Origin of the sequence: Arcicella sp. BE140 (assembly GCF_031456255.1) — a bacterium.
In the GTDB taxonomy this organism is placed as follows: domain Bacteria; phylum Bacteroidota; class Bacteroidia; order Cytophagales; family Spirosomataceae; genus Arcicella; species Arcicella aquatica.
Window position 1 is genome coordinate 261,383 of sequence record NZ_JAVDUE010000004.1, and the last position, 16,701, is coordinate 278,083.

Annotated in this window: 13 protein-coding genes; 9 read left to right on the forward strand and 4 right to left on the reverse strand. The window is 35.3% G+C overall.

Annotated features, from left to right (window positions below):
- Nucleotides 1-9: 9 nt before the first annotated feature.
- Complete coding sequence (locus J2Y60_RS09235; RefSeq protein WP_309920404.1) at nucleotides 10-3,390, reverse strand: carboxypeptidase regulatory-like domain-containing protein; 3,381 nt, start codon at nucleotides 3,388-3,390, stop codon at nucleotides 10-12.
- A gap of 569 nt (nucleotides 3,391-3,959) precedes the next feature.
- Between J2Y60_RS09235 and J2Y60_RS09240 the strand changes: the two genes are divergently transcribed.
- Genes J2Y60_RS09240 through pssA form a run of 4 tightly spaced genes read left to right on the forward strand, consistent with a single transcriptional unit; the run spans nucleotide 3,960 to nucleotide 6,904 of the window.
- The gene (locus J2Y60_RS09240) at nucleotides 3,960-4,733 is read left to right on the forward strand and encodes an alpha/beta fold hydrolase (RefSeq protein ID WP_309920400.1); all 774 of its coding nucleotides are present in this window, start codon (nucleotides 3,960-3,962) and stop codon (nucleotides 4,731-4,733) included.
- Between the two features lie 25 nt (nucleotides 4,734-4,758).
- Nucleotides 4,759-5,451 carry an SAM-dependent methyltransferase gene (locus J2Y60_RS09245; protein ID WP_309920397.1) on the forward strand — a complete coding sequence of 231 codons (693 nt, stop codon included), beginning with the start codon at nucleotides 4,759-4,761 and terminating at the stop codon, nucleotides 5,449-5,451.
- A 60-nt stretch (nucleotides 5,452-5,511) separates the two neighbouring features.
- Entirely contained in the window at nucleotides 5,512-6,153 is a 642-nt protein-coding gene (locus tag J2Y60_RS09250) for an MBL fold metallo-hydrolase (RefSeq protein WP_309920394.1), read from the forward strand.
- Between the two features lie 25 nt (nucleotides 6,154-6,178).
- Entirely contained in the window at nucleotides 6,179-6,904 is a 726-nt protein-coding gene (gene pssA / locus J2Y60_RS09255; protein WP_309920391.1) for a CDP-diacylglycerol--serine O-phosphatidyltransferase, read from the forward strand.
- A gap of 94 nt (nucleotides 6,905-6,998) precedes the next feature.
- Here the strand turns inward: pssA and J2Y60_RS09260 are convergent, their stop codons facing one another.
- Both J2Y60_RS09260 and J2Y60_RS09265 read right to left on the reverse strand, forming a co-directional pair.
- Nucleotides 6,999-9,779 carry an alpha-amylase family glycosyl hydrolase gene (locus tag J2Y60_RS09260; RefSeq protein WP_309920389.1) on the reverse strand — a complete coding sequence of 927 codons (2,781 nt, stop codon included), beginning with the start codon at nucleotides 9,777-9,779 and terminating at the stop codon, nucleotides 6,999-7,001.
- Between the two features lie 223 nt (nucleotides 9,780-10,002).
- A complete protein-coding gene (locus tag J2Y60_RS09265) occupies nucleotides 10,003-10,584 on the reverse strand; it encodes a Maf family nucleotide pyrophosphatase (protein WP_309920387.1) in 582 nt (193 codons plus the stop codon).
- 72 nt (nucleotides 10,585-10,656) lie between these two features.
- Between J2Y60_RS09265 and J2Y60_RS09270 the strand changes: the two genes are divergently transcribed.
- The 5 genes from J2Y60_RS09270 to J2Y60_RS09290 all read left to right on the forward strand — a co-directional run bounded on the left by J2Y60_RS09270 (nucleotide 10,657) and on the right by J2Y60_RS09290 (nucleotide 15,411).
- Nucleotides 10,657-12,570 carry a hypothetical protein gene (locus J2Y60_RS09270; RefSeq protein ID WP_309920384.1) on the forward strand — a complete coding sequence of 638 codons (1,914 nt, stop codon included), beginning with the start codon at nucleotides 10,657-10,659 and terminating at the stop codon, nucleotides 12,568-12,570.
- A 112-nt stretch (nucleotides 12,571-12,682) separates the two neighbouring features.
- The gene (locus J2Y60_RS09275; RefSeq protein ID WP_309920381.1) at nucleotides 12,683-13,138 is read left to right on the forward strand and encodes a transcriptional regulator, SarA/Rot family; all 456 of its coding nucleotides are present in this window, start codon (nucleotides 12,683-12,685) and stop codon (nucleotides 13,136-13,138) included.
- A 112-nt stretch (nucleotides 13,139-13,250) separates the two neighbouring features.
- Entirely contained in the window at nucleotides 13,251-13,730 is a 480-nt protein-coding gene (locus J2Y60_RS09280) for a MarR family transcriptional regulator (protein WP_309920378.1), read from the forward strand.
- Nucleotides 13,731-13,756: 26 nt separating this feature from the next.
- Nucleotides 13,757-14,356: a YceI family protein gene (locus J2Y60_RS09285; RefSeq protein ID WP_309920374.1), complete on the forward strand. Its 600-nt coding sequence runs from the start codon at nucleotides 13,757-13,759 to the stop codon at nucleotides 14,354-14,356.
- Nucleotides 14,357-14,520: 164 nt separating this feature from the next.
- Nucleotides 14,521-15,411, forward strand: a complete 891-nt coding sequence (locus J2Y60_RS09290) for an SDR family oxidoreductase (protein ID WP_309920371.1) — start codon at nucleotides 14,521-14,523, stop codon at nucleotides 15,409-15,411.
- A 310-nt stretch (nucleotides 15,412-15,721) separates the two neighbouring features.
- On the opposite strand, the gene J2Y60_RS09295 is transcribed toward J2Y60_RS09290, so the two are convergent.
- A complete protein-coding gene (locus J2Y60_RS09295; RefSeq protein ID WP_309920368.1) occupies nucleotides 15,722-16,630 on the reverse strand; it encodes a sugar phosphate isomerase/epimerase family protein in 909 nt (302 codons plus the stop codon).
- Nucleotides 16,631-16,701: the final 71 nt, after the last annotated feature.

Sequence of the window (16,701 nt, forward strand, 5' to 3'; positions counted from 1 at the left end):
TGTCTAGTATTAATTGAAGATATAACGGATACCAACTTGTCCTTGCCATCTTGAACCTAATCCAGTTGATTTTTGGAATGAATCAGTAAGTGGGTTAGTTCCAGAAAAATATGGGAAAGTAAAGATAGGTTTACCTGTTGGTACAGAACCTGTACTAACTGCACCTACAGCATTGTCATACCCAATAAAGTTCAATAAACCGGCTCTAGTAGATGATTGATTTAATCCCCAGTTTGCGTTTACATAGTTACCTAAGTTAAACATATCAAAAGTAACTTGTAAGGTATTCGTTTTACCACCAACTTTGATGTTAAAATCTTGAATAATTTTAAAGTCGAAAGATGATGCCCAAGGCAATTCAGCACCGTTTCTTTCAGCATACTGTCCACGACGAGAACTCAAATAAGGATCTTGATTAATGAATTTATCTAGGTCAGCCCATTGTTGAGCCGCAGTGTAAGTAGTTGTTGTACCGTTAGCAGTAACTGTCAAGTTTCTCAATAAAATTTCACTCTCGTTTCTTGGAATATAAATTAAATCATTAGTAGTTTGAGCATCGCCATTCATATCTCCAGTATATGTATATGAGTAACGACCAGCAGGTCCAACAGCATAAGTAAATCCAAATGTTGTTGCCATTTTGTTTTTCAAATAATTTAATTTGTAACTACCAAAAGCAACAATTCTATGACGTTGCAAGTAATTAGAATAAGAGGTTACATCAGAATTTGGATCCCCAGAAATAACACGGTCACGCCACATAGATTGAGCTATTGAACCACCATCGTTAACTGAACGAGAATCAGTGTAAGTGTAGGAAAGACTTGCGAATAAACCACTTTCAAATGTTTTTGTGACAGTTCCTGTTAGTGAGTAGCTATAACCATTGTTTGTGTTTCGCATCAAAATCGCGTCAGAAATATCTGGACTAGTAGCTGATAAATTAGCAGGAGTTGTAGTACCCCCATTAGCAACTAAACCATAAATGCGGTTATATTTAGTAGATGGATATCCAAGAGCATTTGCATTGTAATAAATAGGTCTATTGTCTGCTCCAATAGCTGTTCTAGGAGCAGTTGGAAGGTTTACATTGTCTAGGTAAACAGCATTGATATCTTTTGTATAAATACCTTCAAATGTCGCTATCCATCCGTTCCCAAGACTTTTATCAATTGCTAAATTAGCTCTAAAGATTTGAGGGAATTTGAAGTTATCCTGCGTTACTGCTAAATTGTAAGTAGTAGGTTGCAGATTATTAATATCTACCGTTGGACGATACGCATCTACATTTGGATTAAATGGACGATTAGTAGGTTTTGTTATTGACTCTGAACCAAATAAAACACCATTGTTCGATAACTGATTTGACAACCATACATATGGTACACGTCCTGAGAAAATACCAAAACCACCACGAATTTGAGTTTGTTTTTCTTCATTTACATCCCAATTGAATCCAACTCTTGGAGACCACAATACAGTAAAGTCTGGGAAGCGATCCGTAGCTAATTTTACACCATCACGGAATGTTAAATTTGGAACAAACTTATTAGTTGTTGTAGCATTTTTATCAATCGGGAAAGATGTTCCATCTGCACGTAAACCAACAGTTACTTTCAAACCTTTTCCAAGATTTAATTCATCCTGTGCATACAAACTCAAAGTATTACCTTTCATGTATGCAAATGGAAATGGAGAAGTATTTGCCCATTGTTGACGATAAACTAGTGCATTAGAAGTACCATTATTTACACTAGCATAAAAATCATCAAAAGAATTGAACTGATAACCTCCATAATAATTAGGGGCAAAACCATTTGTAAATGAATTTGCTTCATAAGCCAAACCAAATGTATAAATATTTTTACCTGAATATAATGTAACGTTATCAGAGATTTGGAAAATGTCCGAATTTAATAAATTGTTAGCAGAGAATGGCTCATATCCGAATGATGTTGCTGATTGCCCACTTCCATTACCAATATCAACAGTCGGGAAAGGCGTATTATTTACTGGTGATTCTCTGAAATCACGCATTTGAGTGTAACCTACAGTTAAATTGTTAGATATATTCCCGCTTAAAGTAGAGTTTAATTCAGCGATATAAGAATCTAAATTGTTATTGATTCTGTAAAGACCACCTTGGAAAGGTAAGTTTGTATTGGTTGGTCCACGCCCGTTGGTTATAGCACCTGAGTTAGACGCTGTAATATCAGCAAAAGATCTTAAAGTATTAAACTTAATGTTTAATTTATGTTTATCAGAAATATTCCAATCAAGTCTTGCATTGAATTTAGTACTTTGACTTAGCTTGTCATAGTTCTCATATTCACCTGGATTGTAATTAAATTTGGAAATTAAAAATGCTTTCAATTTATCTAAATCCTCAGCTTTTACAGCCGAAGTAGTAGCATCAGAGGCAACACCTGAACGAGTAGCTTTGAAAGTAGTACCAGGATCTGTCCTTTTTTCTCTTTCAAAAGATGCAAAAATGAATAACTTATCCTTGATAATAGGACCACCAACACGGCCACCAATTTGAGTAACCCCAAAGTTCAAAACGGGACTTTCTAAATCGCCAATTTTTGTGCCTAACAAATTTTGACTTCTGTTGAAAGTATATGCGGAACCGGACCATTCATTTGTACCACTTTTAGTAACTACGTTGATATTAGCACCTGTTGACATACCTTGACGAACATCAAAAGGAGCAATATTCACTTGAAATTGGTCGATAGCGTCAACTGAAATAGGTTGTGCTGAAGCTTGGCCACCAATAGTACTATTTAAACCAAATACATTATTAAAAAAAGCACCGTCAACAGTAATGTTGTTATAAGAACTGTTACGACCTGCAAAGCTTAAACCGCCATTTGAACGTGGGTCAAGTCTGGCAAAATCTGTTAATGAACGATTCAAAGTTGGTAATGTTGTTACTTGTCTGTTTCCAACAGTTGTAGCAGCACCAGTACGACCAGCGTTGAAAACTGAACCTTTTGCAGCAACAACCTTAACTTCCTCAATCTGTGATGATGCAGACTCCATTTTAGTGTTGATTCGCAAATCTTGAGAAAGCGTAAGAATAATGCCTGTTTTTACATTGTCTTTGAATCCTACAAATGAAATAGTTACTTTGTATGGACCACCCACTTTCATATTGACAATGTTGAAACGTCCGTCAGCACGCGTTGAAGCACCATAACGTGAACCAGTTGGTTCATGGATTGCAATAACGTTTGCACCAGGCAAAGGATCACCCTTTTCATCAACAACAGTACCTGATATTGCGGATGTAGTGGATCCTTGAGCGAAAACCTTGACACTCGAAATAGTAGTAAGCAACGCAAGGAAAATTGCTAAAACTACCTTTGTTGTAAAGAATTTTTTCATGTTGAAAATTTGGAATTTAGTTAGAATTTGAATTGGTGAATTTGAATGCAAAATAACAACTTTTTTTTAGTATGAACAATATACTACTATTAAGAAACTGTAAAGAAGATTGCCCTAATTGCTTGATTTATAGATATAGTGCAATTAAATATTTGAAAAGTTTATTTGTGTTTTGTTTTATATATGATATTGTTTTAAATACAATGCAAGTGATTCAAAACTCTATTAGTTTAGTATTTTTTTAAGATTATACAATATAAGTAATATTATTATTTATATGTTAAATGTTGTTTTTGGAGACCTTCTAAAAGGATATTAAAGGGATAAATTTGCCCTAAAATGACTGAAAGAGCGATTTGTAATATTGGAAAAGAAAGAGGAACTTTGAAAAAGCAATTTATCACTACTTTATTTGAGACAACTAAAATTATCAAAAAAATGTTTTAGTCTCAAATAAATAGAAATTATAATTATCAAAAACTATAAAATTAATTACCAAATTGAAAGGTTTACATATATCAAGTGTAATAAATAATACTTTTACGATTTTTGGAAATTAAACAATTTAAATGAAATTATTTTTTAGAAAAACAGGAGATAGCCCTACAACAATCATTATTTTACATGGTATTTTTGGTTCGTCTGATAATTGGCTTACGATAGGAAAGGTACTCGGAGAGCAATTTACGGTTTATATGCTAGACCAACGAAATCATGGTCAGTCGCCTAGAAGTGAAGAGTTCAATTATAAAGTAATGGCTGATGATTTAAAAGAATTTATAGCCGAAAACGGCATCGAAAACCCAATCTTAATCGGGCATTCGATGGGTGGGAAGACCGTCATGCAGTTTGCTATGAACTACCCTGAAGCATTTGCTAAAATGGTAGTGGTAGATATTGCTCCTAAATTTTATCCTGTACACCATTCTATGATTTTGCAAGGGTTGGCTGCTGTAGATTTGAAAACTCTTAAAAGTAGAACGGAGGCTAATGAAACGCTAAAACGATTTGAAGAAAGTGAGGGAGTACGTCAGTTTTTATTGAAAAATCTTTGGAGAAATCCTGAAAAAAATAACGAATTTGACTGGCGCATTAATGTGCCTGTGATTGCCAAAAATATTGATGTAGTAGGGCATGAGCTTGAAAATGAGCATAGTGTAAACCAACCAGTCTTGTTTTTACGTGGTGCGGAATCTCACTATATTCAGCCTGAGGATGAACGTAAAATCTGGGAATTGTTCCCAAATTATGAAATACAAAGCATTGAAGGAGCAGGGCATTGGGTACAAGCCGATAAGCCACAGGAATTTATTGAAATCGTTTCTCGATTTGTAAATTCATAATTTTAACACACAAATCGTACTTAAAATGCTTTTTTTAATTCCTTCAATACTTGCGCCTGAGACTTCCGAATCTGTGCTTTCGCCTCAAATAAAGGAGGTAATCAAAGAGACAGATTATTATTTTGTTGAAAATATTCGTACAACTCGCCGCTTTATCAGCGAGTTGAAAGTGGGAAAAATAATTGATCAGCTTCATTTTTTTGAATTAGACAAGGATACGCCGCTTGCTACCATAAAGCAATATTTTAAAGCAATTCCAGCGGGTAAATCTATTGGGGTTGTTTCAGAAGCTGGTTGCCCTGGCGTGGCCGACCCTGGTGCTTTGGCAGTACAAATAGCCCATCAGTTAGGCATGAAAGTTGTACCTTTAGTAGGTCCTTCGTCTATTTTATTGGGACTAATGGCCTCTGGTTTTTCAGGGCAATCGTTTGTTTTTCATGGCTATTTGCCCATTGATAAGGTAGAAAGAAGTAAAAAAATAAAAGTATTAGAGAACGATGCTAAGAAAGGACAAACCCAGATTTTTATGGAAACACCCTTTCGGAATAATCAACTTTTAGATGATTTACTGAGTAGTCTGGCCCCAAGCACATTCTTATGTATTGCCTGTAATGTAACTGGTTCTGATGAATTTATTCATACAAAATCAATTGCTGACTGGAAGAAACAAAAACCTGATTTGCACAAAAAACCAACGATGTTTTTACTGTCAATTTAAAAAATCAAGTATTTATCTTCATCTTTGTGCACTCTTTAACTTTACTAATTACAATATAAAATGATTCAGGTACAGACATTCAGATTTAACCCTTTTGGCGAAAATACTTATGTTCTTTTTGACGAAAGCAAAGAATGTGTCATTATTGACCCAGGCTGTCATGTTTATGAAGAACGTAGTGCTTTAAAAAACTATATCGAAGACCAAGGTTTGAAGGTGGTTCATCTGCTCAATACACATGCCCATATTGACCATGTGCTTGGGAATGAGTTTATCAAAAGAACCTACGGTGTGAAATTGCATTTGCATAAAGAAGATTTACCTGTCTTATCAAATGTTGAAAGTAGAGCTGAATATTATGGTTTTCCCAACTATGAGGCTTCAACAGTAGATGTTTTTATTGAAGAAGGAGATATTATTACTTTTGGGAAATCTACTTTAGAAGTAATTTTTGTGCCTGGTCATGCTCCGGGTCATGTAGCATTTTTGAACAAAGCTCAGAAAATTTGTGTAAGTGGAGATGTGCTATTCAAAGGAAGTATCGGTAGAACCGACTTCCCTTTATCTAGTTTTGAGGCGTTAGAAAATAGTGTTAGAACTAAACTTTACACCCTTGATGATGATATGGTTATTTACCCAGGACATGGAGAAACCACCACTATTGGATATGAAAAAGTAAATAACCCATTTATCAGACTGTAAAAACCACTCCTCATTCAAATAGCTTATGATTGAAATTAAAAAACACATTCCTAACACACTAACTTGTGCCAATTTACTTTGTGGATGCTTTGGCATTTTAAATGTTTTTGAAAGTAATTTAGAGATTGCTTCTTATTTAATGTGTATCGCATTGGTGTGCGATTGGCTCGATGGTTTTGTCGCTAGGCTATTACACGTAACTTCACCTATTGGAAAAGAATTAGATTCACTAGCAGATATGGTTACTTTCGGTGTCTTGCCTGCATTTATTATGCTACATTTGATAGAGGGGAGTTGTGATGGTTTCTGTACTACTGGTCTTTTTGGTTTTCATAAACCTTATATAGCATTATCTCTGGCTGTATTCTCGGCTTTGCGTTTGGCCAGATTTAATGTTGATACTCGTCAAAGTGATTCTTTTATTGGTGTACCAACGCCTGCTAATGGATTGGTTGTAGCCGCTTTACCATTAATCGCTATCTATCAGCCCGAATACAAATTGATTTTTATCAATTACAATGTTTTGATTATTTATTCAATCGTGATGTCTTATTTATTGGTTGCTGAATTACCATTGTTTGCCTTGAAATTCAAGGATTTTGGATGGAAATCAAACCAAATCAAATATGTCTTTTTGATTCTCTCTATCTTACTTATCATCCTACTGAAGTTTGTAGCCGTTCCCATCATTATTTTAATGTATATCGTGCTGTCTATTATTCAGAATATGGTTCAGAAGAAAGAAATTTGATAATATAGCTTTTACAAAAACTGGCTTCCTAATCAGCATATTTGCTTGATAGGAAGCCAGTTTTTTATAAACTACCAAGGAAGTAACCAGAAGCCTATTTTTTAATAAATTTCTGATTAAATTGTTTTTGTCCCTGTGTTACATTCAATAGATAAATGCCCTGTTGAAACTTACGAATATCTATTGTATGCGGCTTGTTTGCATCACTTTGTTCTATTTCAAAAACTGTTCTTCCCATCAAATCATGAATCTTGAACACTAGATTTCCCTTTTGATTTCCACTTACTTCAATATTGATGATTTCGTCACTTGGATTAGGATAAATTTTTATATCCGCTTCCAATTCTTGTTCACTCGCCAATACTCTTTCTTGTTCTAATTTCCAAGGTACCAAATTCGCCTCTGGTTGAGGAAAGGCAGTGGTACTCAATACATGAAATTGACCAGGTGCAAACGGATATTTTGCTTTTAGGTCGCTTACATTAATTTCAGTATTGGTAAAGAAATCGTACCATTTACCAGTATTGGGGAAAATATCCGTAATTGTTTTCTGTTCTAAATCAAAATTGCCCACAATAATTACTTGCTGATTAGTTGAATTCAAGATGATTTTCTTCACCGTGTTAGCAAGGTCTGTTTGCGTATCCGTAGTTTTAAATATTGCCTGAGTGGTCTTTAATTTAATCAGTTCAGAAAATACTTTGTAAAGTTTTAACCTATCCGCATCGTCTTTATATTCCCAGTGAATAGGCTTTTTGCCTGTTCTACCATTTTGGTCGATTGAAACATCGTAGCCTAATTCTCCAAATTGCCAAATCATTTTTGGCCCCGGTATGGCAAAAAACATAGCTGCTGCTGCTTTCGTTCTTTCCATCACAGTAGCCACACTAAAGATGGCTTTGCTATTTTTCAAAGCATCATAAGCTACTCTTTCTTCGTCATGACTTTCCATATAACCGATAGCACCAGCATTTTTGAAACCATGAGCTTTGTATGAAAGGCGGGTAAAATCACTAGCATTGCCCTTTACGGCATTTCTGAAATCGCCATTCAAGTTTGTCCAAACCATCATACCCAAATCGGTAAAGGTTTGTTCTTCTTTGTCTTCTGAAAATAATTCTAGGATGAAATAGGCATCTTTATCAAAACTTCTGATATTATCATAATAGCCCTTGATAATATCAACCCTACTTTGGTCATAAAGCCTAAACTGACTATCATTTGAAGAACTTTTTTGAGTAAAGCCTTTGGCTAAGTCAACCCTATATCCATCAATTTTATATTCTTTCAACCAAAATTCATTGGCACGATTCACATATTCTTTGGTACTGTTGCTTTCATGATTAAAGTCAAAAAACACGCTGAATGGATGCGTAGCTTGCTGATTGAAAAAAGGCGAATCCGTCGATGGTTGTGTACCATCCCAATACATTTTTACATACGGAAATTCATAATCAGCCTGATTGAAAACAATGTCAAGCACGACGGCAATGCCATTTTCGTGACAAGTATCAATGAATTTCTTTAAATCCTCTTTAGTACCGTATGCTTTATCGGGGGCAAAATAGTAAATTGGATTATACCCCCAAGAGTCATTCCCCGAAAACTCGTTGATAGGCATTAATTCAATGCAATTGATGCCTAATGTTTTAAGATAAGGAATTCTATTAATAGCATTTTTGTAGGAACCATCCGTATCAAAATCACGAATATGCAATTCATACACAATCAAATTATCTTGTGCGGGACGTTTGAAAGTAGTAGTTTTCCAAGGATAGGCACTTTGCCCAGTCTGAAACACAGAGGCAATACTTTTTACTGCATCTGGAAGTTTTTTCAGATTAGGATAAGTAGTACTTGAAATATATTGGTCGTTGTTTGGGTCAAGTATTTTTTCAGCATAAGGGTCGCCTACTGCTAGCGTACCATTTACCAAATACTGAAAAGCATATTCTTCGCCTTTGTTTAAACCTTCAACTTCTAGCCAATAAGTATTCCCATCAGGAGTACGTTTCATTAGGTATTTAGCATCAGTTTTCCATTGGTTAAAATCGCCGATGAGATAAACAAAATCTTTTTTAGGCGCAAAAAGTACTAACGCAACCTTTGTATCGGAAATATAATTAATGCCATTTTTCAATCCTATTGGTAAAGCCTCAGTCTTAGGAGTTGGTTTTACCGTAATGTTAAATTCTGTAGTAGATGTTTCGCTCGTGGTAGTAGCCGTAAATTTTACTGATTGGGTTTCCCCAGCAGCATTCCCAACATTAAGCGAATACGTTAAAGAATCTTTGTCAATCATTGTTAAAACATTCGTATTATTAATACTTAAATTCAAAGTGGCTTTTTTAGAAGCGACCGCTAAAATCGGGATAGTACTTCCAGCAGTAACAAAAAATGATTTTTCTTGAGGTTTAATAAAAGCCACATTTAGCTTAGTGTCATACATAGTTACGATAATGTCCTCTGTTTGGGCTTTACCGTCACCACTTTTTAAAAGTACCCCTAGCCTTTTGATGGTTAAAGCAGGAGGGACGGCAAAATAATCTCTGGGTTTTAGCTTGATACTCCACACATCATTCCCTAGCGATGTCATTTTGCCTTTGTCAAAAGGAAGAGCAAAATTGGTTTGCCCACTGGGTTGATACTGGAAGGCATCGCCCGTATCGGTTGTGCCTGCACCCGACCACAAATAAACATCAGATGTTTTTCCTAGTAATGCTTTGGCACGTGAATCTTTAGCTAGTTTGAGGTCGAAGATGAGTGTAACGTCTTGGTCTCCATTAGGTAATGCTGGCGTTGTGGTGACGACCTGTGCCAACGAGCAAAGGCTAGTCACCCAGCATAAGGTGAATAGTAAAATTATTTTTTTCATGATATTTACAAAAGATTGGTTAATGGAAATGCTAAGGTAATAGAAATAGATGAGTAGTCGGGAAGAGTGCTATACAGGTATATTGTAGAAATATTTTTTTGATTAATAGTATTATGTTGTGAAGGTTAGCAAGGGAATGTGCTATTTAAGAATGGTTTAGCTTCTGATTCTATCAAAAAGCGTTTTATAGAATCAGAAACTAGGTAAATGCTGGTATGAAATTTTAGTCAATTACAAAGAAAGGTTTCAGGGCATCATAAACACGATGGACAGGTAAGCCCATTACGGTAAAATATGAGCCTTCCATGCGGGGAATACCAACCATACCAATAAAATCTTGAACACCATAAGCCCCTGCTTTGTCGAAAGGCTTACAGGTTTTAATGTAATATTCAATTTCTTGGTTCGTTAACTCACGGAAGAAAACATTAGCAACATCAATGAAATTTTGTGTACTTTCCTTTGTCATTACACAAACGCCAGTAATTACTTGGTGCTGGCGACCAGATAATTTTTTAAGCATCAAGCGTGCTTCAGTAGCATCTTGGGGTTTATTTAGGATTTCATTATCCACCACAACGATGGTATCGGCCGTAAGGATAATCTGATTATCGAGTTCTTGTCTGAAAGCCTCCGCTTTTTTTAAGGCTAAAAAAGCAGGAACTTCAGTAGGAGGCATAGTAGCTGGAAAATCCTCGTTGGTATCTTTTACCTTTACAGTAAACTCAAAACCAGCGTCACGTAATAATTGTTGGCGACGTGGCGAGTTGGATGCCAGCATAAGTGGTTTAGTTAATTGAAGCATTTTTTTGTTTTGGGAAATTAAAAAGTAATGAATAAAGCTCGACAAATTTACTTAAATTCAGTGAATCAATTCATGAAGTTTATTTTCTTCATGATGCTGTTGCTTTTTATTACTTCTATCAATCTAATTGCACAAAACCTAGATTCTCTTCTTAAAGTAGCTCCCCCAGAGATACCCGTACCGGCTAAAATAGTACCAGTTTCTGTCAGTATGAAGTCTGCTAAAGATAGCATTACGTATGCCAATCTGAAAAAAAGATTTTCAAAAAATAAAATACTCAGAGAAATTCATGGCTTTTTGTTTAGGGATGTTTATAACGTAAACAACCAAGGACAAGAAGTTGTAAAAATAGAAGAAGACCCTTATACACAATATGAAGGAAGGGTAATTCGCAAAATTTATGTTAAGCGTTTGAAAGTTTTTGGAGAAAGTATCGCCGATACTGCCAAAAAAGCCCAAGGGTTAGATAAATTTCTGAGTTCATTCCATGTGAACACACAGGAGAGTGTTATCAGGAAATCCTTTTTAATGTTTAATGTGGGGGATATTATTGATGCAGATAGACTACGAGATAACGAACGGGTGATGCGTCAAAGTGCTATTCTGCATGATGCCAGAATATTGATTTTACCCGACCCTGAATTCCCCAATTTAGTAGATTTATTGGTGCTTACACAAGATGTTTGGTCTTTTTTGGCAGACGGAGAGATAAATGGTTTGCAAAATTATTCACTCAGAGTGCGTCAGGTTAATTTCAGAGGCGTAGGGCATTCGTGGAGCAATACCTTTTTCTTGAATACCCTTCGGCGTCCAGCTTTGGAATATGCCAGTACCTATACTATTCCATATATAGGTCGTTCATTTATTACAGGTCAGGCCGAACTCGAACTAAAAAGGGATGTCGCTCATTATGCCCTCCGATTTTACCGGCCTTTTCTTACCCCCGAAATGAAAGTGGCAGGTGGTTTTGTAGTGAGTAAAGATGACAATAATTTAACCACCTTCAGAGGATATGATGGTACAACTTATAAACTTAACGATACCACCTATTACACTTTTCCTATCCAAAAGAACTTTATAGATTTTTGGTTAGCCAGAGCTTTCAAAGTGAATTTTTTGAATAAAGGAAGAGATAACCGTTCTAGGTTTGTAGTCGGACTTAGATTTAGTGATGTCAAGTTTGACAAACGCCCCATAGTAACCGCCGATACCAATCAGTTATTTAGAAATCATACTGATTATTTAATTGGTATAGGTTTTTCAAACAGAAAATATAAAAGAGATATTTTGATTTATGGCTTTGGACTCACAGAAGACGTTCCTTATGGATACTTAGCTACTTTTGTAACTGGTTTAGAAAACTCAGACGCATACGGGAGCCGAATGTATGCTGGCTTGAAATTAGCCAAAGGAGAATACATCGGAAAGGCAGGTTATCTTTATGGGTTAGTGAATTTTGGTGGATATTCTAATGGCACAACAGGGTTGAGTATAGAATCTAACTATTTTAGTACACTTCATGCCTTTAGAAGACGTACTCAGATTAGGCATTTTGTCAACATCAAATATGCCTTTGGTACACAACGCTATACAGGTGAGTTCGTCAATATTAACCGTGAAAATGGTATTTTAGATGTAAACAGCGACAACCTGTGGGGAACTAAAAAACTGGGGATAGGCTATCAGATAGTGTTTTTTTCAAGGCTAAATTTTGTTGGATTTAGGATTGCTCCTTTTTTCCAAACAGATTTTGCCTTTATTAATCCTAAAAATCAGTTTTTGCTTAATAAAACACCTTATACCAGTATTGGAATCGGGATACGTTTGAGAAACGAAAATCTAACATTCAATACCTTCCAAATAAAGTTTTCATACTTCCCCAATTTGCCCGATGTTAAATTGTTGGATGCTTCATTCAATACAACCTATAATCTCAGATTAAAAGATTTCGATATTTCTGCACCCGAAATAGTCCCATTTAAGTAATAAAATGACCGTTAACTAACTTTGTAATGCATTGTTGAAACATTATCAAGTAAGCTTACGTTTTTTTAGTCAATGAAAAAATATCCTATAAATTAAAATAATACATTTGCCTATGTCCATTGAAAAAGACATTAAACAGAAGTCGTTTAAGAATGTTTATGAAAAAGTTGCTGTGAATTTGATGTACACTGATAATTGGTTGCTTAATCACTATTCACAAATTTTAAAGTCATATAAATTATCAGACAAACAATATTTTGTATTAAAAATCCTTCTTGAAAGTTCGCCCAATCCTGTTTCAGTAAATTTCATCATCGAGCGAATGCTAAATAAAATGTCGAATGGTTCTCGTTTGGTGGATAAATTAATCGAAAAAGGATTGGTTTTAAAAGTACGTTCAAAAACTGATAAACGGTCGATGGATGTAGCGATTACGGATAAAGGATTATTATTGATAGAAGAATTAGATCAAAAAGTGGCTGAATGGGAGGGGAATTATTCCAGACTAAGCAAAGAAGAGATTGACATCTTACATGATTTGCTTAATAAAATGAGAAAATCAGTATAATTGTATTTTTAATTACTTGAAATTCAGCGATTTAGATATATTAACAAAAAATTAACAAATAAATGTATTAACATTAAATGTTTTTACATTAAATTTGTAGCGTATTAAAATTATGAGCATCGAAAAAGACATAAAACAAGCAAGCTTTAAATCAGCCCATGCCAAAGCAATGGTCAATATTGTTTATACGAACAATTGGTTGACAACGTTGCAAATGGAAGTTTTTAAACCTTTTGATTTAACACTTCAGCAGTATAATGTGCTTAGAATTTTGAGAGGGCATTATCCAGAGCCTATCACGGTAATAGGTATTATTGAAAGAATGCTTGATAAGATGTCTAATGCTTCTAGGTTAGTAGATAAGCTTTTATTAAAAGAGATGGTGGTAAGGAGAGAATGCCCGAATGACCGCCGTGCTGTTGATATTCTTATCACACAAAAAGGTTTAGACCTATTAGCAGAATTAGATGTTTTGCAAAAGCAGTGGGAAAAACAAATGTATGGTTTAACCGAAAGCGAAGCCCTACAATTAAGCGATTTGTTGGATAAATTAAGACAATCGCCACCAGAATCAGAACAACAAAAAAAGTAATAAATAATTAAATAAAAATCAAAGTAATGAAATCTATCAAATCTATTCTTAGCATTTTCGCAGCAGCTTTATTAGTAAATGTAGCAGTTGCAGGTACTCCAAACAACGGTAAAAAAGAAACAGCTTTACCAGTAGATACTAAAGCTAGTAAAATTCACTGGTTAGCTAAAAAAGTAACAGGTCAGCACGAAGGAACTGTAGGTATCTCTTCTGGTTCATTAGTAACTTCAGGTGCTAAAGTAACTGGTGGTACTTTTGTAATCGATATGAAATCAATCGTATGTACTGATATTACAGATGCTGAATACAACAAAAAATTCATTGGTCACATTACAACTGGTGATTTCTTCGAAGTAGAAAAATTCCCAACATCTACTTTCAAAATCACTAAAGTATCTGGTGCTAACATCACAGGTGACTTAACATTACACGGTGTAACAAAATCTATCACTTTCCCTGCAAAAATCACTACTGCTGCTGGAAAAGTTACTGCAACTGCTTCTATTCCAGTTGACAGAACAGATTTCAACGTGAAATATGGTTCTAAAAAATTCTTTGAATCAATCGGTGACAAAGCTATCGACGATGTATTCAATTTAGATGTTACTTTAGTAGCTGGAAAATAATTTTTCTAAAGGACTATTAAAAACTTCCCAAGTATTCCATTCAGGAATGCTTGGGAAGCTTTTTTTATTTATCATGCTAAATTAAAATGGTATGCTTGCATAATAATATTATTTAATACATATTGCATTATATTTTATCTTGAAATTGTATAAAATCTATTGTTATGAATTTTAATGAACCAATGCTAAGAGATGGAGCTCTAGCAGGAAAAACAATTATTGTGACAGGCGGAGGAACAGGTCTGGGGCGTTCGATGTCAAAATATTTTTTAGAACTTGGCGCCAATGTGGTAATTGCTTCACGCAAGAAAGCTGTGTTGGATGAAACGGCAGCGGAGTTGATGGCTGAAACTGGAGGTAAAGTATTAGCCATAACCTGTGATGCACGCAATTATGAAGAAGTAGAGAATGTGCTAAAAACCTCCGTAGAATATTTTGGAGCAGTACATGGCTTGGTGAATAATGCGGCTGGCAATTTTATTAGTCCTACCGAAAAGCTATCACATAAAGCATTTGATATTGTAGTAGATATTGTGCTAAAAGGTTCTTATAATTTTAGTTTAGCAGTAGGAAAATATTGGATAGAGCAAAAGATAAAAGGTACAGTAATGTCTATCGTAACTACTTATGCTTGGACTGGCTCGGCTTACGTAGTGCCATCAGCAACAGCAAAAGCAGGTGTCTTAGCATTGACACGCTCGTTGGCAGTAGAGTGGGGAGCAAAGTATGGCATTCGTTTTAATGCGATTGCTCCGGGACCATTTCCTACCCAAGGAGCTTGGGAACGACTTTTTCCTGCTGAAGCAATGGGCGAAGAACTGGCAAGCAAGTTAGCACCAGAAAATAGAATTCCATTAAAAAGAGTAGGAGAACACCAAGAACTAGCCAATTTGGCGGCATACCTAATGTCAGAATTTTCGGCTTATATCAATGGCGAAGTAATCACGATTGATGGTGGAGAATGGTTAATGGGAGCAGGCGAATTTTCAGATTTAAATGAGGTATCTGAGGAAAAATGGGAAGCGATTGCGAAGGCTGTTCGAGGGAAAAAATAATAGAGTTTATGAGTTGAAAGGTTTATGAGCTTATGAGTCAAAACTGTATTTTTCTGTTTCCGCGGCTGGTCTCCTGACCAGTCCGCATTACTTTGCTTCTGCCCTTGCTCGTGTTTCCATTGGGGTCAGAATGTCATTAAGAGTGAGATAGAATGTGGACTGTTAGGGAGACCAACAACGGGTATAAAAATACTTAACATTTCATATTTTTGATAATACCAAAAAAATATGAGTTTAGCATTTATGAGGACACAGATACTGTTTCAACTCATAAACACTAAACTCATAAACATTTAACTCATAAGCTCTCTTAAAACTGCACTTTCTTAATCCACTCCAAATCATACTTCATAGATTCCATTGGAGTATGTCCTTGATAGGATTCTTGTTCGATGATATATTCAGTAGTTCCCGCTATTTTAGCCGATAATTTTAAAACTTCAGCTACATTCATAATCCCTTTACCTAGCATCGAGCTTTCCCAAGGTTCTTTTTCGCCTTTTACTTCATCTTTTACGTGCATCAGTTCAAAACGTCCAGGATATTGTTTTAATAATTCCATGGGTCTGCCACCTCCGCCGTACATATTACCAATGTCTAGTTGTTGTGCTACTAATTTAGGGTCAGTGTATTGCATAATAATGTCATATACTTTTACGCTTGTTAAACGCAGACTAAATTCAAAGTCATGATTATGATAGCCGAACTTCACACCTGATTTCTGACAAAGCTCTCCAGCTTTATTAAATACTTCCATAAAGCGTTTACAATCTTCAAAGTTTCGGCGTAAGCTAATATCTAGCCAAGGGCTGATTAAATATTTTTGTCCCAAAATAGCCGCATCTTCTACCGTTTGTTTCCAAGAATCAGTAAAATCTTGCTTTGAAGCATCCCAATCTTCACCCTTCATCACTACGTGACCACTTCGCATGGATAAATCTAATTCATCAAGAATTTTACGAAATTCTTTGGCTTCAAATCCATAAAACTTATGGTCAACATAATTGGCATGTTCTACATTTTTATAACCCATTTCTTTCACCGCTTCAAGCGTAGAAAGAGGGTCTTTCTTCATGTCATCACGAAGAGAATACAATTGTAAGCCAATATTTTTTTTAGCAGGTTTACTAGCCCAAAGTGTATCTGGCACTAATAAAGCTGTTCCAGCCAAAGCAGCAGTTGTTTGGAGAAATTTGCGTCGAGAGTGTGATTGATTCATTGCTGATTTTTTTTCAACAATATATCTTAATTTGTAATCAGTGCTATCTTTGTTTATAAGGTGTTATGTGG